Source organism: Pigmentiphaga litoralis (assembly GCF_013408655.1).
Classification (GTDB): Bacteria; Pseudomonadota; Gammaproteobacteria; order Burkholderiales; family Burkholderiaceae_B; genus Pigmentiphaga; species Pigmentiphaga litoralis_A.
In genome coordinates this window covers 192,076-209,271 of the sequence record NZ_JACCBP010000002.1, presented here as the reverse complement: position 1 = coordinate 209,271, position 17,196 = coordinate 192,076, and the positions used below count along the sequence as shown (strand labels likewise).

General features: G+C 65.4%; 15 protein-coding genes. 11 read left to right on the top strand and 4 right to left on the bottom strand.

The features are described from left to right. The first annotated feature begins 21 nt into the window (after positions 1-21). On the top strand, positions 22-945 hold the full coding sequence (locus HD883_RS21275) for a GlxA family transcriptional regulator (RefSeq protein ID WP_218863547.1): 924 nt from the start codon (positions 22-24) through the stop codon (positions 943-945). Between the two features lie 90 nt (positions 946-1,035). Here HD883_RS21275 and HD883_RS21270 read toward each other — a convergent pair whose 3' ends face one another. Continuing rightward, entirely contained in the window at positions 1,036-1,944 is a 909-nt protein-coding gene (locus HD883_RS21270; RefSeq protein WP_179589001.1) for an SDR family oxidoreductase, read from the bottom strand. A gap of 59 nt (positions 1,945-2,003) precedes the next feature. Further along, positions 2,004-2,354 (bottom strand): hypothetical protein, encoded by a 351-nt coding sequence (locus HD883_RS21265; protein WP_179589000.1) that lies wholly within the window; start codon positions 2,352-2,354, stop codon positions 2,004-2,006. Between the two features lie 129 nt (positions 2,355-2,483). On the opposite strand from HD883_RS21265, the gene HD883_RS21260 reads away from it, so the two are divergent. The 6 genes from HD883_RS21260 (at position 2,484) to eutC (ending at position 10,454) form a co-directional block, all read left to right on the top strand. Next, on the top strand, positions 2,484-4,478 hold the full coding sequence (locus tag HD883_RS21260; protein ID WP_179588999.1) for a RecQ family ATP-dependent DNA helicase: 1,995 nt from the start codon (positions 2,484-2,486) through the stop codon (positions 4,476-4,478). A gap of 87 nt (positions 4,479-4,565) precedes the next feature. Beyond that, complete coding sequence (locus HD883_RS21255; RefSeq protein ID WP_179588998.1) at positions 4,566-5,336, top strand: SDR family NAD(P)-dependent oxidoreductase; 771 nt, start codon at positions 4,566-4,568, stop codon at positions 5,334-5,336. Between the two features lie 363 nt (positions 5,337-5,699). Beyond that, positions 5,700-5,987 (top strand): co-chaperone GroES, encoded by a 288-nt coding sequence (locus HD883_RS21250; RefSeq protein ID WP_179588997.1) that lies wholly within the window; start codon positions 5,700-5,702, stop codon positions 5,985-5,987. 67 nt (positions 5,988-6,054) lie between these two features. Further along, a complete protein-coding gene (gene groL, locus HD883_RS21245; protein ID WP_179588996.1) occupies positions 6,055-7,707 on the top strand; it encodes a chaperonin GroEL in 1,653 nt (550 codons plus the stop codon). Between the two features lie 214 nt (positions 7,708-7,921). Further along, positions 7,922-9,316, top strand: coding sequence for an ethanolamine ammonia-lyase subunit EutB (locus HD883_RS21240; protein WP_179588995.1), 1,395 nt, complete (start codon positions 7,922-7,924; stop codon positions 9,314-9,316). 316 nt (positions 9,317-9,632) lie between these two features. Beyond that, positions 9,633-10,454 carry an ethanolamine ammonia-lyase subunit EutC gene (gene eutC, locus HD883_RS21235; protein WP_373563463.1) on the top strand — a complete coding sequence of 274 codons (822 nt, stop codon included), beginning with the start codon at positions 9,633-9,635 and terminating at the stop codon, positions 10,452-10,454. A gap of 115 nt (positions 10,455-10,569) precedes the next feature. Here the strand turns inward: eutC and HD883_RS21230 are convergent, their stop codons facing one another. Continuing rightward, positions 10,570-11,580: a Bug family tripartite tricarboxylate transporter substrate binding protein gene (locus HD883_RS21230; RefSeq protein WP_179588994.1), complete on the bottom strand. Its 1,011-nt coding sequence runs from the start codon at positions 11,578-11,580 to the stop codon at positions 10,570-10,572. 362 nt (positions 11,581-11,942) lie between these two features. Here HD883_RS21230 and HD883_RS21225 point away from each other — a divergent pair, with 362 nt between their 5' ends. Next, positions 11,943-12,404 (top strand): (2Fe-2S)-binding protein, encoded by a 462-nt coding sequence (locus HD883_RS21225; protein WP_179588993.1) that lies wholly within the window; start codon positions 11,943-11,945, stop codon positions 12,402-12,404. Between the two features lie 19 nt (positions 12,405-12,423). After that, positions 12,424-14,604 (top strand): xanthine dehydrogenase family protein molybdopterin-binding subunit, encoded by a 2,181-nt coding sequence (locus HD883_RS21220; RefSeq protein WP_179588992.1) that lies wholly within the window; start codon positions 12,424-12,426, stop codon positions 14,602-14,604. Positions 14,605-14,659: 55 nt separating this feature from the next. On the opposite strand, the gene HD883_RS21215 is transcribed toward HD883_RS21220, so the two are convergent. Further along, entirely contained in the window at positions 14,660-15,661 is a 1,002-nt protein-coding gene (locus tag HD883_RS21215; protein WP_179588991.1) for a tripartite tricarboxylate transporter substrate binding protein, read from the bottom strand. Between the two features lie 214 nt (positions 15,662-15,875). Here HD883_RS21215 and HD883_RS21210 point away from each other — a divergent pair, with 214 nt between their 5' ends. Together HD883_RS21210 and pyrF are read left to right on the top strand one after the other, a co-directional pair. Further along, entirely contained in the window at positions 15,876-16,277 is a 402-nt protein-coding gene (locus HD883_RS21210) for a diacylglycerol kinase (RefSeq protein ID WP_179588990.1), read from the top strand. Between the two features lie 75 nt (positions 16,278-16,352). Then, positions 16,353-17,180 (top strand): orotidine-5'-phosphate decarboxylase, encoded by an 828-nt coding sequence (gene pyrF, locus HD883_RS21205; protein WP_179588989.1) that lies wholly within the window; start codon positions 16,353-16,355, stop codon positions 17,178-17,180. Positions 17,181-17,196 lie beyond the last annotated feature (16 nt).

The window sequence follows — 17,196 nt, the reverse complement described above, 5'->3', positions numbered from 1 at the left end:
CAGACGATAGAAGGACGACCCATGACAGGCGCGCCAAAAAACAGTGAAAACGCGCCAATCAGCGTGGCGTTCCTGGTGTTCGACGGCTTCCAGCCGATTGACCTGAGCGGGCCGTGGCAGGCCTTCGCCACCGCCAATGACGAGCTCGGTCATGTCCGATATGCACTCAGTACCTGCGGCCTGGCAGACACGGCTTCGACGACTGACGGCGGCCTGCGGATCCTGGTTGATCACACGCTGGACGCGTCGTCAGCCACCGCGTTCCACACCGTTGTGGTGCCCGGGGGTGCAGGCGTGCATGCCGCCTCACGCGACTCCGCTTTTACACGCTGGCTTCGGCATCAGAACACCAGGTCACAGCGCACCTGCAGCGTATGTTCGGGTGCGTTCCTGCTTGCGGCGGCGGGCGTGCTCGATGGGCAATCCGTCACCACGCACTGGCGCACGGCCGACCGCCTGCGCCGCGACTACCCGCAGCTGGACGTGGCAGACGAACGCATCTTTTGTGAGAGCGGCAAGTATTGGACAGCAGCAGGTGTCACGGCTGGCATCGACCTGGCGCTGGGCCTGATTGAACGTGACTGCGGCGAACTGATCGCGCAGCGCGTGGCGCGGCGGCTGGTGGTCTACCTGCGCCGATCCGGCGATCAACGCCAATACAGCCAGACGCTGCGCCTGCAGGATCGCGCCAGTGCGCCCTTCCGGGCACTCATCGACAAGATGGAAGCGGACCTGGCGCGGGACTGGCACGTGGACGACATGTCGGACGAATGCGCCATGTCGCGCCGCACCTTTCAGCGCAAATTCAAGGCGCAGTTTGGGGTGGCGCCAAGCGAAGTGCTGCGCGGCCTGCGTACCGATCGTGCGCAGATGCTGCTGGCGGGCGGCACGCTGTCGCGCAAGGACATTGCGCGACAGGTTGGCATGGCGCCGGGAGACTTCTAGAGGTGTAGAGCGCTACATGAAGAGAGCTCCAGAGGTCCGGATAACCCGCGCCACGGACGAGACCGTGCACGTGCCTCCGGACCTGGCTCGTCACGGCGTGGGCTTGCCGCCTGTCACGCCATACACCTCGCCCGTGGTGAAGCTCGATTCCTGCGACGCCAGCAGCACATACACCGGCGCCAATTCCGCCGGCTGACCCGGACGCTTCAATGGCAGCTGTTCACCAAAGTGCACGACCTTCTCTGGCGGCTGGCCACCTGTCGGTTGCAACACCGTCCAGAACGGACCCGGGGCCACGGCGTTCACACGAATGCCCTTGGGCGCCATCTGCTCGGCCAGTGCCTTGGTAAAGCCGACGATGGCCGCCTTGGTTGATGCGTAATCCAGCAGGCCGCCCGACGGCTGATAGGACTGGATCGACGCCGTATTGACGATGGTCGCACCCGGCGGCATCAGCGGCACGGCCGCCTTGCACAGCCAGAACAGCGCATACACATTCGTCTTGAAGGTGGCGTCGAACTGCTCGGTGGTGATGTCTTCGATCGACTCTTGCGTCAGCTGCTTGCCGCCCACGTTCACCAGAATGTCGAGCCCGCCCAGCGCCTTGCTGGCATTGGCGATCAGCGACTTGCAGAACGATTCGCTGGTCAGGTCGCCCGGCAAGGGGAATGCCTTGCGACCGGCTTCTTCGATCAGCTGCACGACCTCTTTCGCATCGGGTTCTTCTTCAGGCAGATAGTTGATCGCCACATCGGCGCCTTCGCGCGCAAAGGCGATCGCCACCGCGCGGCCAATGCCCGAATCCCCGCCGGTGATCAGTGCCTTGCGGCCGGCCAGCCGGCCAAAACCGCGATAGGTTTTCTCGCCATGATCGGGTGGAGGGTTCATCTTCATGTCCAGTCCGGGCTCGGCCTGTTCCTGTCTAGGAAACGGCGGCTGGGGATACTGGGTCAGCGGATTCTGCATGGCGTACTGGTTGGGGGTCTGGTCATTCGACATCAAAAGGCTCCTGCATAAGGTTGAGTGAAGACGCGGCGTCTGGCGTGATGACGCGGCGGTCAGTCCTTGTCATTCGTGCGCTGGCCGCCGACCGGGCCACCCTGGCGGGCCGTGCCCTGCTCCAGGTCGCCGTCGCCCGCGGCCTTGTCGGGCTGGCTATGCGCGCGAGTACGTGCTGCATCGGCGTACTCATCCGTACCGGGCAGGGTGCCGACCCGCGCCTGCGATTCTTCCGCCGCCACGGCCTGGTCGAAACCGGGTTGGTCATGACGCTCGGCGCGCGGCACGTTGTCCATGGTGGAAACCGGGGCATCGTCCGCGTCGACGTGCTTGGGCCGGGGCGCGCCGCCCGTCATGTCGGGTTGGTCGGCAAGGCGCTCTTTCACGAGGGGATTGATGGTGTCTGGCATGGTGTGTCCTTATCGGTGTCGTTATGGGTGTCGTGTTGCATGTCCCGGCGTTTCAGCACATACCGTGCCGTACGCAGGCACAGAATCTGCGCAAGAGGACTCACCATCGTCCATCGCTGCGTCTCACTCATGCCCGTCGCTACTGCTGTCGCTGCATCGTCCCCTGCCCGCAAGGCGCCCCTCCGCCGCTCCACCCAAGCCGCGTCCCGCCGCCCCGGATCGTCCCGCTCCGCATCCGGCCGCGCGCCGTCGACGGCAACGTTCAAGACAGACATCGGCAGGCTGCTGCGCGATGTGTTCGGGCTGGAACGATTGCGCGAAGGGCAGTCGTCGGTGATCGACCGGGTCCTGCGCGGCAAGCACACGGTGGCCGTCATGCCGACCGGCGCGGGCAAGTCGTTGTGCTACCAATTGCCGGCGCTGATGCTGCCGGGTTGCACCGTCGTGGTCACGCCCTTGATCGCCCTGATGAAAGACCAGTGCGACAAGTTGCGCGCCCTGGGAATCGCGGCGGTGCAGTTGAACAGCGCCATCGAATCCGACGAAGTGCGCCAGACCGAATTGGCGATTGCCAACGGGTCCGCACGCATCGTGTTCACGACACCGGAACGCCTGGGCTCACCCGACATCATGGAAGCGTTGTCCGCCCATCCGATCAGCTTGCTGGTGGTGGACGAAGCGCACTGCATTTCTCAGTGGGGCCATGACTTTCGTCCGGCTTTCCTGGAAATCGGCGCGGCAGCCCGCGCGCTTGGCAGCCCGCCGGTGCTGGCGCTGACCGCCACGGCCACGCAGGAAGTCATCGCAGATCTGACACAACAATTGCAGATGCAAGACGCCGCGGTGATCAACACCGGCGTCTTCCGTCCCAACCTGCATTACGCGGTCGAGACGGTGACCGACGAACGGGCCAAGCTGTCCCGGGTGCGTGACCTGGTGCAGCGGACCGAAGGCGCGGGCATGGTGTATTGCGCCACGGTAGCCGCCGTCGAACAGGTGTACAGCGCTTTGGCCGAGACGGGCGAATCCGTGGGCCGCTACCACGGCCGCATGGGCTCCGCGCAGCGCCGCGCCAGCCAGGACGCCTTCATGACTGGAGACGTGCGTGTCATGGTCGCGACCAATGCATTTGGCCTGGGCGTCGACAAATCGGACATTCGCTTCGTGATCCACTACCAGACCCCGTCGGGCCTGGACGCCTATTACCAGGAGTCTGGCCGGGGCGGGCGCGATGGCGACGTGGCCCAGTGCACCCTGCTGTTCCATGACAAGGACCAGGCCGTGCAGCGCTTCTTCATGGCGGGGAAATATCCGTCGGCCGACGACGTTGGAGCGGTCTATGCCACCCTGCTCCATCCCCCGGAAAACGCCGCCACCGGCTGGACCACCGACGCCCTGTGCGAACACCTGGAGCGGCCCCGCAGCAAGGTGCAGGTGTCGATCAGCCTGCTGCTGGACCACGAAGTGATCGTGAAAGACCGGCAAGGCCGTTTGCGGGTTGCGATGGCGGAAGTACTGGATCGCGACCTGCACGCACTCGCCGCCGCGTACCGCGAAAAGCGCGAACACGACCGCGCCATGCTCGAAGAAATGGTGGCCTACGCGCACAGCGGCGCGTGCCGCTGGCAGGCCCTGCTGGCCCACTTTGACGCCACATCGGAAAGCGGCCCCTGCGGCACCTGCGACAGCTGCCTGCGGATCGCCGCGGCATCGGCCCGCCAGGCGGTGGAAGACACCGCGGAATCGGGCAGCGACGACGCCATCCGTATCGGGCGGGACGATGTGCTGATGGCACGCCGCAGTGGCGCAACGGGTGCCATTGGCGGCATTGCGGGCAGCGTGACTCATGGCCAGGCAGGCAAGGTCAACGGTCCGATCCGTTCTGTCGCGACCTCTGCCGTCAGCGCCGACACCGCCTCTTTGGTCCCCTCTTCGGGCCCATCATCCGCCGACCTGCCCCGTCCGGCCTTTTCCCCCGGCGACATCGTCAGTGTGCGTCGTCATGGCACTGGCACCGTCGAGCGCGTCGACGCGGACACCATCACCGTGTCATTCGAGGACGGCGCGCACCGCGCGTTCGTGGCGAGCTTCGTGCAACACGCCGAACGCGTCGCCAACGCGTGACCAGGCAGCCCGGACCGTGATTCGTCACAGGCTTGGGCAGCCCGTTCCGCGCAGCCGCCTTTATTCGCAACCTACCAGGAGAACCCAATGAAATTGCAAGGCAAACGTGCATTGATTACCGGCGCGGATTCCGGCATCGGCCAGGCCATCGCGGCCCTGTTCGCGCAGGAAGGCGCCGACGTCGCCATCACCTATCACACCGACAAAGATGGCGCGGAAGACACCCGCCGCCTGATCGAAGCCGCCGGCCGCCAGGCGATCGTGATCCAGGGCGACGTGGGCGACTCGTCATCCGTCGAACGCACTTTTGACGAAGTGATCAACACGTTCGGCAGCCTGGACATTCTGGTGAACAACGCGGGCAAGGGCATGGGCGGCGTGCCGGTCGTGGAATTGACCGACGAACAGGTCGAACTGATCCTGCGCACGGACCTGATGGGCCCGCTGTTCTGCTGCCGCGCCTTCATCAAGCGCCGCCGCGCGGCGGGCCCGGGCGGGCGCATCGTCAATATCTCGTCGGTCGCGCAGCATCTGCCGACCCCCGAAAGCGCCCCGTACGGCATGGCCAAGGCGGGTGTCGGATCGCTGGCCCGCAGCCTGTCGCGCGAACTGGCCGAAGACAAGATCAACGTGAACAACATCGCGCCGGGGCTGATCCAGACGCCCATGACCCAGGAACGTCTGGACGATCCGGAAAAGAAGGCGGAGTCCATGAAGGCCATTCCGTGGCACCGTCCGGGCCAGCCGGAAGAAATCGCCCGCCTGGCCCTGTTCCTGGCATCGGACGACGGCGATTACGTGACCGGCCAGACCTGGACGATGGACGGCGGACTGACCATGCAGTGGGGCGGCGCATGATCGTCACCCCTACCCCCACCGGGTAGTTTCCCTGACAGCGGCCGCGGCAACCCCGCGGCCGCTGTGCTACAAAGCCAGCACTTCCCTCGCTGTTCCCAGCGACGCGTCCTTGCCGCGCGGTTTCCGTTCCGCGGCGCTTACAAAGAAATATAAATCTGGACCGCCCTTGAAACGGGCCAACACCGTCCCTATAATTAGCACTCGATCGCATAGAGTGCTAACAGCGCCGGACGCCCTGCATCCGCCTGCCCCACCACTGCGATCCGGCATCCGCGGTGCCTTGTGCGTCCGGACTGCCGATCCTGGCTGACTCAGCCCCTTTTTCCAATTCATACGTCAATTTTTCGTATATCAGGAGTTTGTATGGCCCTCCGTCCCCTGCAGGATCGCGTGATCCTCAAGCGTCTCGACAACGTGCGTACAACCGCTTCGGGCATCGTCATCCCCGAAAGCGCTGCTGAAAAGCCTGATCAAGGCGAAGTCCTGGCTGTCGGTCCTGGCAAGAAGAGCGACGACGGCAAGGTGAGCCCGGTTGACCTGAAGGTCGGCGACAAGGTTCTGTTCGGCAAGTACGCCGGCCAGACCGTCAAGATCGACGGCGAAGAACTGATCGTTATCCGCGAAGAAGAAATCCTGGCCGTGATCCAGTAAGCGCCTGCTGCGCTCTGCTGTATTGATCACCCGATTTCGCTTCTAGACCCCTACTCAAGGAATATCCATGGCTGCTAAACAAGTTGTATTCGGCGACGACGCACGTGCTCGTATCGTCCGCGGCGTCAACGTTCTCGCGAACGCCGTCAAAGTCACCCTGGGCCCGAAAGGCCGTAACGTCGTGCTCGAGCGTTCATTCGGCGCCCCCACCGTCACGAAAGACGGCGTGTCGGTCGCGAAAGAAATCGAACTGAAAGACAAGTACGAAAACCTTGGCGCCCAGCTCGTCAAGGAAGTGGCTTCCAAGACCAGCGACAACGCCGGTGACGGTACCACCACCGCAACCGTGCTGGCCCAGGCCGTCGTGCTGGAAGGCCTGAAGTACGTGACCGCCGGCCTGAACCCGATGGACCTGAAGCGCGGCATCGACAAGGCCGTGGCTGCCGCCATCGCCGAACTCAAGAACATCAGCCGTCCTTGCGCCACCAGCAAGGAAATCGCCCAAGTCGGTTCGATCTCGGCCAACAGCGACAGCTCGATCGGCCAGATCATCGCCGACGCGATGGACAAGGTTGGCAAGGAAGGCGTCATCACCGTTGAAGACGGCAAGTCGCTCGACAACGAACTGGACGTCGTCGAAGGCATGCAATTCGACCGCGGCTACCTGTCGCCTTACTTCATCAACAGCCCGGAAAAGCAAGTTGCCGCGCTGGAAGACCCGTTCATCCTGATCCACGACAAGAAGATCAGCAACATCCGCGAACTGCTGCCGGTGCTGGAACAAGTCGCCAAGCAAAGCCGTCCGCTGCTGATCATCGCCGAAGACGTCGAAGGCGAAGCCCTGGCAACGCTGGTGGTCAACAACATCCGTGGCATCCTGAAGACCACCGCCGTGAAGGCGCCTGGCTTCGGCGATCGTCGCAAGGCGCTGCTGGAAGACATCGCCATCCTGACCGGCGGTACCGTGATCTCGGAAGAGACCGGCCTGTCGCTCGAGAAGGCAACCCTGGCTGAACTCGGCCAGGCCAAGCGCATCGAAGTGGCGAAAGAAAACACCACGATCATCGACGGCGCTGGCGACGGCAAGAACATCGAAGCCCGCGTCAAGCAAGTGCGTGCCCAGATCGAAGAAGCCACGTCGGACTACGACCGTGAAAAGCTGCAAGAACGCGTGGCCAAGCTGGCCGGCGGTGTTGCCGTGATCAAGGTTGGCGCAGCCACCGAAGTCGAAATGAAGGAAAAGAAGGCCCGCGTCGAAGACGCCCTGCACGCTACCCGTGCAGCCGTTGAAGAAGGCGTGGTTCCTGGCGGCGGCGTTGCACTGATCCGTGCCAAGCAAGCCATTCTGGACCTGAAGGGCGACAACGCCGATCAGGACGCAGGTATCAAGATCATCCTGCGCGCCATCGAAGAGCCGCTGCGCACCATCGTGTCGAACGCTGGCGACGAGCCTAGCGTCATCGTCAACGCGGTGCTGGCTGGCAAGGGCAACTACGGCTACAACGCACAGACCGGCGAATACGGCGACATGATCGAATTCGGCGTGCTGGACCCGACCAAGGTCACGCGTACCGCGCTGCAGAACGCTGCTTCGGTGGCCTCGCTGCTGCTGACGACGGAAGCCATCGTGGTTGAAGTGGCCGACGACAAGGCACCTGCCGGCGGTATGGGCGGCGGCGGCATGGGCGGCATGGGTGGCATGGGCGGCATGGACTTCTAAGTCCTTACTGCTTCACGCTTTACCTGCGTACGACCTCCCCGGGCTTGCCCGGGGCTGCAATACAAAAAACCCTCGACTTCGGTCGGGGGTTTTTTTATGGGCGGTCGGTATTCTTCGCGGCGCGATTCGTCACCCAAATCTGCTTGCCGGCAAGGGGTCGGCACGTCCATGATGGATGCTGGTAAACGCCTACTTCGCGAGACGCCCGCCCGCCATGCCCTATCGCACCCGCTTCGAATCGCTGGGCTACATGTTTCCCGACCTGAAGACCCTCATGGCCAAGGCCACGCCCGCACGATCGGGTGACCAACTGGCTGGACTTGCGGCATCCACGTACGAAGAACGGATGGCGGCGCGCATCGCCCTGGCCGACGTGCCGCTGCGCGACTTCCTGCAGAACGTGTTGATCCCGTACGAGACGGACGAGGTCACGCGGCTGATCATCGACACCCACGACGCGGCCGCCTTTGCGCCCATCAGCCACTTCACCGTGGGCGACTTTCGCAACTGGCTGCTGCTGGACACCACCGACAGCGCAGCGCTGACTGCGGCGGCGCCCGGCATCACCCCCGAAATGGCTGCGGCAGTCAGCAAGCTGATGCGCAACCAGGACCTGGTCCTGGCCGCGCGCAAGTGCAGCGTGGTGACCCGATTCCGGAACACCATCGGCCTGCCGGGACGGCTGTCGGTCCGGCTGCAGCCCAACCACCCGACCGACGACGTAGCCGGCATTGCCGCCAGCATGCTCGATGGCCTGCTGTATGGGGCGGGCGACGCGGTGGTCGGCATCAATCCGGCGAGCGATTCGCTGACGGCATTGACCCGTCTGTGGCAGATGCTGGACGACGTGCGGGCGCGCTTCGAGATTCCTACGCAGACCTGCGTGCTGACCCACGTGACCACGCAGATCCAGGCGATCGAACGCGGCGCGCCGATCGACCTGGTCTTCCAGTCCGTGGCCGGCACCGAAGGCGCGAACCGGGGCTTTGGTGTGACGCTGGACCTGCTGCGCGAAGCGCGCGCGGCTGCCTTGTCGCTCAATCGCGGCACGCTGGGTGACAACGTCATGTACCTGGAAACCGGCCAGGGCAGCGCGCTGTCATCCGGGTCGCACCACGGCGTGGACCAGCAGACCTGCGAGGCCCGCGCCTATGCGGTCGCCCGGGAGCTGAAGCCGCTGCTGACCAATTCCGTGGTCGGCTTCATCGGCCCGGAATACCTGTATGACGGCAAGCAGATCATCCGTGCCGGCCTGGAAGACCACTTCTGCGCCAAGCTGCTGGGCGTGCCCATGGGCTGCGACATCTGCTACACGAACCATGCCGAAGCGGATCAGGACGATATGGACACGCTGCTGACCATGCTTGGCGCGGCGGGCATCACCTTCATCATGGGCGTGCCGGGCGCGGACGACATCATGCTGAACTACCAGAGCACGTCTTTCCACGACGCGATCTACCTGCGCAACGTACTCGGCCTGAAACGCGCGCCGGAATTCGAGGCCTGGCTGGAAAAGATGGCGATTACCGATACCGCCGGCCGGCTGCGGGACGTGGGCGCAGGCCATGCGCTGCTGCGGCAGTTACCCGATATGTCGCAAGGCCGATAAGCCCATAGGAGTCACGATGAGCGATCCTGAATCGAAGCAAGGCGCGGCGCCGAAGCAGGCTGGCGGTGCGCCGTCCATGGCACCTCGGAATGGCGACGAGCCTTCCGTGCCCAGGACGCCTTTGTCGGAGCAATCCGCTGCCGAGCAATCCGCTGCCGGGCAATCTGCTGCCGGGCAGTCCGCTACCGAGCACTACGCCGCCGGGCAACATCGGCCCAAGTCGTCCCCGGCGCCCCAATCAGTCCCAGAGTCTGTTTCCCATCGGGCCCCCGCCGAGCAGTCCGTTTCGCGTTCGCCCGTTGTTCAGACGGCCGCCTTGCCGCCGCCCGCCGACGACCCCCTGGTCCAACCCGACCCATGGGACGCCCTGCGTGCGCACACGTCCGCCCGCATCGCCATCGGCCGTGTCGGCGGCAGCCTGCCCAGCGCCGAAGTGCTGCGCTTTGGCCTGGCGCACGCGCGGGCGCGCGATGCCGTGCACCATCCGCTTAACGGCGCCGACCTGGCGACCCGCCTGCGTACCGCCGGCTTTCGGGTCGCACAAGTGCGCAGCCAGGCCCCCGACCGGCAGACCTATCTGCTGCGGCCCGACCTGGGGCGGCGGCTGCATGACGACGACCGTGACGCCCTGCTGGCCGCGCCGCCGGCCCCCGAACTGGCCTTCGTGCTGGCCGATGGCCTGTCGACCTTTGCTGTCGAACGTCACGCCCTGCCCTTGCTGGAAGCCATGCGCGAGCGGTTCACGACCGACTGGGCCGCCACCCCGGTGGTGATGGTTGACCAGGGCCGCGTCGCAGTCGGCGACGACATTGGTGAAGCCCTGCAGGCCCGCATGGTGGTCGTGCTGGTGGGCGAACGCCCGGGGCTGACGTCGCCCGACAGCCTGGGCATCTATTTCACCTACCAACCCCGCACCGGACGCATGGACAGCGAACGCAACTGCATTTCCAACGTGCGGCCAGAAGGTCTGCCGGTGGATGCGGCGGCCGACAAACTTAGCCACATGTTGCGCCAGTCGCTGACCCTGCAACTGAGCGGCGTGGGCTTGAAGGACGACAGCGAAGCGCCGGAAGTCCTGAAAGCGAGCGCCACGGTGGACGTCGCCAACGCAGCGCCGTCCCAGCGCCCACTGCCCTGAACGAGGCCACGGGCACGGCTCGACCGTGAAGCCCCTCACTCAGCCGAGAAGCCCCTTACTCGACCGTGAAGCTCCTTACTCGGCCGTGAAGCCCCTTACTCAGCCGAGAAGGCCCTTACTCGACCGTGACGCCCGACGTCTTCACGACCTTGGCCCACTGGTCCGTTTCGGCCTTGATGAACGCGCCGAATTCCGCAGGTGACTGTTTGACAGCGACGGCGCCCAGCGCTTCAAGCTGCTGACGCGTCTCGGGCTTGTCCAGGACTTTGGCGATGGCCGCGTTGAGCGTCGCGACCACATCGGCAGGCGTCCTGGCCGGCGCCAGCACCCCGGTCCACGATGTGACGGTAAAGCCAGCAAAGCCCGATTCGATCATGGTGGGGATTTCCGGAGCGACGGGCGACCGTTCGGCCGACGTGACAGCCAGCGCCCGCAGCTTGCCGCTGCGCACGTGAGGCAGTGCCGACGGCAGGTTGTCGAACATGAACTGCGCCTGGTTGGCGGTCAGTTCGGCCAGGGCCGGCGCACTGCCACGAAACGCGGTGTGCGGCGTGTCGCCACCAATACGCTGCTTGAACAGTTCGCCAGTCATGTGGATGGACGTGCCCTGTCCCGACGACACGAATGTGAGCTTGCCCGGATTTTTCTTGATGGTGTCGGCCAGTTCCTTCGCGGTCTTGGCCGGCACCGACGGATGCACGACCAGCAGGTTCGGCACGCGGGCCATCATGCCGACCGGCGCGAAGTCCTTCAGCAGATCGAACGCGCTTTTCTTGACCAGCGAGTAGTTGATGGCGCTGTTGACGGCGGCCATGAACAGGACGGACCCGTCGGCGGGCGCCTTGGCCACGTAGTCGGCCGCCAGGTTGCCGGCGGCGCCCGGCTTGTTTTCGACGGTGACGTCCTGGCCCAGCGTGTCTTTCAGGCCCTTGGCCAGGATGCGCGCCAGTTGATCGGTGTTGCCCCCGGCGGCAAAGCCCAGCACGATGCGGACCGGCTTGTCGGGATAGGCCGCGTGGACCGTGCCGGGCGCGGCCAGGGACAGGCCAAGGCCCAGGCCCAGGCCGATGCAGATTGCAGCCGCAAGACCCGGAGCAGGCTTGAGGGAAGAGCGTGTTTTGCCCATGTCGTTTTCCTTGTCAGACAAAACGCCGCGGCGGCGCCGTGGTCGTGGTGACCCTAACGGCAGCAAGCCCTGCCCGCCCGATACGGGGACGTACGTACGGCAAGCAAGCGCACGGACGGCTAAGTCCTGGCCCGCCGGATACGGAAACCTACCCACGTGGCGGCACGCCCTGTCCGCTGCGCCGCAGTGCAGGGTTCCTACGGGTATTACCTAGCCGCCCGCAGGACTACGATCTGACACGCTCGCGCGCGGCGCGCGTCTTTAATTGTCCAGACAAAGGTGGGATACTCGTCCGGTGCATCGACGCTGCCTGCGCGTCATCCTTTCTTTTTTCCCGGAATCCGCTTCCCAGGAGAACCCCCGTGGTCGACTTCGTACTCAATGGCAAGCCCGTCTCGGCAGACGTGGCGGACGACAAGCCTTTGCTGTGGATCATCCGCGAAGATTTCAATCTGACCGGCACCAAATACGGTTGTGGCGTTGCCCAGTGCGGCGCCTGTACGGTGCATCTGAATGGCGCGCCGACACGTTCCTGTGTGCTGCCGGCCGCGGCCGTGGCCGGCATGCAGGTCACCACCATCGAAGGCGTGGCGGCCACGGCCGAAGGCAAGGCGCTCAGCGCCGCCTGGGTCGCGCAGCAGGCCCCGCAATGCGGCTACTGCCAGTCGGGCCAGATCATGACGGCCGCCGGCCTCCTGAAGGACGCCAAAGGCCCCCTGACCCGCGACGCCGTGCTTGAAGGCATGGCCGGCAATCTGTGCCGCTGCGGGACCTACAACCAGATCGCCGCTGCCGTCATCAGCGTGCACAAGGCTTCGGCCTGAGCCGACGGGAGCAGCACACATGGACATCAAGAACGTTTCCCGCCGCCGTTTCATCGTCGGCGCCGGCGCCTTTTCGGTGGGCGTCGCCTTCGGCCCGCTGACCTCGTTGAACGACGCGCAGGCAGCCGACGCTGCCACGGCCGCGGCGGCGTCGGGCGGCTTCCGCCCGGTGGCCTGGGTCAGCATCTCGCCCGACAACATCGCCACCATCTACTCGCCCGCGTCCGAAATGGGCCAGGGCACGATGACGGCCATTCCGATGATCTTTGCGGAAGAAATGAACCTGGACTGGAGCCGCGTCCGCGTTGAGCAAGCGCCCACTGACGCCAAGCGCTTCGGCAATCCGGCCTTCGGTGGCGGCCTCGTGACGGGGTCGTCCCGCACGATCAAGGGCTACTACGAATCGCTGCGACTGGCGGGCCTGCAGGCGCGCCTGGTGATGATCGATGCCGCGGCGCAGGCCTGGAAAGTCCCGGCCAGCGAGATCCGCGCCGAAAAGAGCACGCTGGTGCACACGCCCACGGGCCGCCGCGTGACCTACGGCGAAATCGCCGCGACCGCGCAGGCGCCGGCAGCCTTGCCCAAGGTCGACAAGACCATGCTCAAGCCGATGTCGGAATTCACGATCATCGGCACGGATCCGATGCGCGTCGAAGTCGCGTCCAAGGCGGATGGTACGGCCGTCTATGGGCTGGATATCCGCCGGCCGGGCATGGTGTGGGCGGCGATCCGCTACGCGCCCGTGCAAGGCGAAAAACCGGTCAAGGTGGATGACACCGCCGCGCGCGCCGTCAAGGGCGTCAAGCAGGTCGTGACGCTGCCGCAGGCCGTTGCCGTGGTGGCCGATTCGTTCGCGACCGCGCGCAAGGCCCGCGATCTGCTCGACGTGACATGGACTACGACGTCGCAGGCTCGCAGCTACGACAGCGACGTCGTCCTGAAAGAATATGTGAAGCGCGCCGAGAACCTGGACGACGCCGGCACCGTCTGGCACAAGAGCGGCGATGTGGCGGCGGCGCAGTCCGGCGTCGCCCGCACCTTCAAGGCGACCTACACCAGCGACCACGTTGCGCAGTTCACGATGGAACCCATGAACTGCACGGCGCTGGTCACGGGCGACATGATCGAGCTCTGGGTGCCTTCACAGGTGCCCAGCGTGGTGATCGGCACGGTGGCCGCGGCCGCCGGGTTCAAGCCCGAAAACATCAAGGTCAACATTACCCTGCTGGGCGGAGGCTACGGCCGCCGCGCCGAAGCCGACTACACGGTCGAGGCCGCCCAGCTGGCCAAGACCATGCCCGGCGTGCCGGTGCAGATGATCTGGACGCGCGAAGACGACTTCCAGCGGTCCAAGCCGCGTCCCCTGACCGCCCATCATGTGGTCGCAGGCGTCGATGCCAACGGCAAGCTGCAAAGCCTGCGCCACCGCACCGTGTCCGAAAGCATCTACGCCCGGACCTCGCCCGCGATCTTCAAGGCGGCGGGTGGCAAGGATTCGCCGGTCATGGAAGGCGCCGAGGGGGTCTACGGCATTCCGTCGACACTGATCGAGCATGTGCGTGACGAACGCGGCGTGGACGTCAGCTACTGGCGCGGCGTTGGCGCCGGCTACCAGAAATTCGTGACCGAAACCCTGGTTGACGAGATTGCCGCCGAGACGAAACAGGACCCGCTCAAGATCCGCATGGACCTGACGCAGGGGTCCCCGCGTGCGCAGGCAGTGTTGCGCACGGCAACCGATATGGCGGGCTGGGGCACGCCGCGCGCGAACGGCCGCGCGCTGGGCATGGCCTTCTCGGACGCCTGGAACACCTTCATTGCCATGGTGGTCGAGGTGTCCATGAAAGATGGCAAGCCCGTCGTGCATCAGATGTGGGCCGCGGTCGATTGCGGGCACGCGATCATGCCGCGCAACGTTCGCGCGCAGGTCGAAGGCGCGGCCATTTTCGGGCTGTCGGCGGCGCTGGGTGAGACGCTGAGCTACAAGGCCGGGCAGGTCCAGCAGAGCAATCTGACGGACTACCCGATCCTGCGGGCCGACGCGACACCGCTGGTGGAGATCAAGGTCTTGCCGACCGACAATCCCCCGGGCGGTATCGGTGAAGTCGGCTTGCCGCCAGTGGCGCCGGCAGTGGCCAACGCCATGGCCAGGCTGACCGGCAAGCGAGTGCGCAGTCTGCCGTTCCCGCAGGTGGCGTAAAGCAGGTCCGGTAGCGCCGCGGCCGCCAGGGCCGCGGCAAGAACCCGTGCGGCGGTCAGTCGACCGTCGCGCCCGACGCCTTGACCACGGTCGCCCACTGGGTGACTTCGGCCTTGATGAAGTTGCCGAACTCGGCAGGCGTCGTCTTGACCCACACCGCGCCCAGGTCCTTGAAGGACTTTTGCACCGACGGGTCATCCATCGCCTTCACCACCGCCGTATTCACCTTGGTCACCACGTCGGCCGGCGTGCCCGCGGGCGCGATCAGGCCGAACCATGACGACACATCGAAATTGGGAAAGCCCGACTCGGCCATGGTGGGCAGTTCGGGCGCCGTGGCCGACCGTTCCTTGGTGGTTACCGCCAGCGCGCGCAGCTTGCCGGCCTGCACCTGCGGCCATGACGACGGCATGTTGTCGAACATGTACTGGGTCTGGTTGCCGATCAGGTCGGTCACGGCCGGCGCGCTGCCCTTGTAGGGCACGTGCTGGATGTTCAGGCCGGACTGCAGCTTGAACAGTTCGCCCGCCATGTGGATCGACGTGCCGCTGCCCGATGACGCATACGACACCTTGGCCGAATTGGTCTTGAGGTAGCTGACCAGTTCCTGCACCGACTTGGCCGGTACGGCGGGATTGACCACCAGCAGGTTCGGCACCTTGACGACCAGCGCGATCGGCGTGAAGTCCTTGTTCAGGTCGAAGCTCAGATTCTTGTACAGGGTCTGGTTGATCGCGCTGGTGACGGCAACCATGTACAGCGTGTAGCCGTCAGGCTTGGCGCGCGCCACCTGTTCGGCGGCGATATTGCTGCCGGCGCCCGGCTTGTTTTCGACCACGAAGCTTTGACCCAGGGCGTCGGTCAGGGCCTTGGAGATGATGCGCGCGGCAATGTCGGTCGACCCGCCCGCGGCAAATCCCACCACCACCCGCACCGGCCTGTCAGGGTAGTCCGCCGCCGCAGCCGGCGCCGCCCAGGCCGCGGCCATCAGTGCTGCAAGCGCCAGGCGTGTCGCGTGCTTTTTCACGGTTCCATGACACGTGTCGGAATTGCCCATCGTCAGTCTCCATCCTTGTCGGTCCGCCGCGCGGTGATTCGCGGGCGTGCTGCTCGTGCCGGCAGCCTGACGACTATAGCGCCAGGAAAGGGGTTCGGAACAGGCGGGCAAACGCGCAAGGACAGGCATGTCCTGGCGTCATGCAACCGTTACCCGTCCGGTCAGAAATTGCCTGTATCCTGCTGCCACCTGACAGCTTCCGACCCATCCCGACATGACCAGCCCACCCGGACACTCTCCCTTCAAAAGCAAAGGCGGCCTGCAGCGGGTGGCGCGCGCGCTGCAATATTCGCTGCAGGGCCTGCGCGCGGCCTTCAAGCACGAGGCCGCGTTCCGCCAGGAAGCCGCGCTGGCCGTCGTCATGGTCCCGGCCGCCTTCTGGCTGGGCCGCGACCTGCTCGAAATCATTGTGCTGCTGGCGACGATCGTGCTGGTGCTGGTGACCGAACTGCTCAACTCGGCCGTGGAAGCGGTAGCCGATGCGCTGACGGTCGAACCGCACCCGCTGATCGGCCGGGCCAAGGACATCGGCAGCGCCGCGGTCATGGTGATGCTGATGTTTGCCGGCATGGTGTGGTTCGCGGTGGCCGCCGACCGCTGGCACTGGTTCGGCTGAAACACGCCGGATTTAGCGCATTTGCCGGTTGCTCCTACAATGGCGCGGTTGAACACCCCTCGCACGGCGCTCCCGATGTCATTCACCCAAAAGCTCGCCCAGGCCTGGTCGGCCTCCGATTCCCTGTTGACCGTGGGTCTCGACCCTGATCCGGCGCGGTTCCCCGCCGACCTGAAAGGCCGCCAGGACCGCATTTTCGACTTCTGCCGCGACATCGTCGACGCCAGCGCCCCCTACGCGTCCGCCTTCAAACCGCAGATCGCCTACTTCGCCGCGCAGCGGGCCGAAGACCAGCTTGAGGCGCTCTGTGCGCACATCCGCCAGGCCCATCCCACGATTCCGGTCGTGCTGGACGCCAAGCGCGGCGACATCGGGTCCACCGCCGAGCAATACGCGATCGAAGCCTTCGAGCGTTACCAGGCCGATGCCGTGACCGTCAGCCCCTACATGGGCGCGGATTCGGTCGAACCGTACTTTGCGTTCCCGGACCGCGGCGTGTTTGTGCTGTGCCGCACGTCCAACCCGGGCGGGTCCGACCTGCAATTCCTCGAAACCGATGGCGAACCGCTGTACCTGCGTGTTGCCAGCCTGGTGGCCGACAAGTGGAACCGCCATGGTCAGTGCGGCCTGGTGGTCGGCGCGACCTTTCCGGCGGAATTGGCGGCCGTGCGTGCCCGCGTCGGCGCCGACATGCCGCTGCTGGTGCCCGGTGTGGGCGCCCAGGGCGGCGACGTCCTGGCGACCGTCCAGGCCGGCTGCAATGCCGCCGGCACGGGCATGCTGATCAACTCGTCCCGCGCGATTCTGTACGCCAGCCAGGGCGACGACTGGCGCGACGCCGCCAAGGCCATGGCCCTGCAGACGCGCGATGCGATCAACGCGGCGCGGGCGCAGAAGGCCTGACGCCGCAGTTTGATTC

Bases quoted from the DNA above. Each gene is read 5' to 3' on its own strand.
- HD883_RS21255 (WP_179588998.1), top strand. From the start codon at position 4,566: ATGAAATTGCAAGGCAAACGTGCATTGATTACCGGCGCGGATTCCGGC.
- HD883_RS21215 (WP_179588991.1), bottom strand. From the start codon at position 15,661: ATGGGCAATTCCGACACGTGTCATGGAACCGTGAAAAAGCACGCGACA.
- HD883_RS21230 (WP_179588994.1), bottom strand. From the start codon at position 11,580: ATGGGCAAAACACGCTCTTCCCTCAAGCCTGCTCCGGGTCTTGCGGCT.
- HD883_RS21240 (WP_179588995.1), top strand. From the start codon at position 7,922: ATGCCCTATCGCACCCGCTTCGAATCGCTGGGCTACATGTTTCCCGAC.
- HD883_RS21210 (WP_179588990.1), top strand. From the start codon at position 15,876: ATGACCAGCCCACCCGGACACTCTCCCTTCAAAAGCAAAGGCGGCCTG.
- HD883_RS21275 (WP_218863547.1), top strand. From the start codon at position 22: ATGACAGGCGCGCCAAAAAACAGTGAAAACGCGCCAATCAGCGTGGCG.
- HD883_RS21220 (WP_179588992.1), top strand. From the start codon at position 12,424: ATGGACATCAAGAACGTTTCCCGCCGCCGTTTCATCGTCGGCGCCGGC.
- groL (WP_179588996.1), top strand. From the start codon at position 6,055: ATGGCTGCTAAACAAGTTGTATTCGGCGACGACGCACGTGCTCGTATC.
- HD883_RS21270 (WP_179589001.1), bottom strand. From the start codon at position 1,944: ATGTCGAATGACCAGACCCCCAACCAGTACGCCATGCAGAATCCGCTG.
- HD883_RS21260 (WP_179588999.1), top strand. From the start codon at position 2,484: ATGCCCGTCGCTACTGCTGTCGCTGCATCGTCCCCTGCCCGCAAGGCG.
- HD883_RS21250 (WP_179588997.1), top strand. From the start codon at position 5,700: ATGGCCCTCCGTCCCCTGCAGGATCGCGTGATCCTCAAGCGTCTCGAC.
- pyrF (WP_179588989.1), top strand. From the start codon at position 16,353: ATGTCATTCACCCAAAAGCTCGCCCAGGCCTGGTCGGCCTCCGATTCC.
- HD883_RS21265 (WP_179589000.1), bottom strand. From the start codon at position 2,354: ATGCCAGACACCATCAATCCCCTCGTGAAAGAGCGCCTTGCCGACCAA.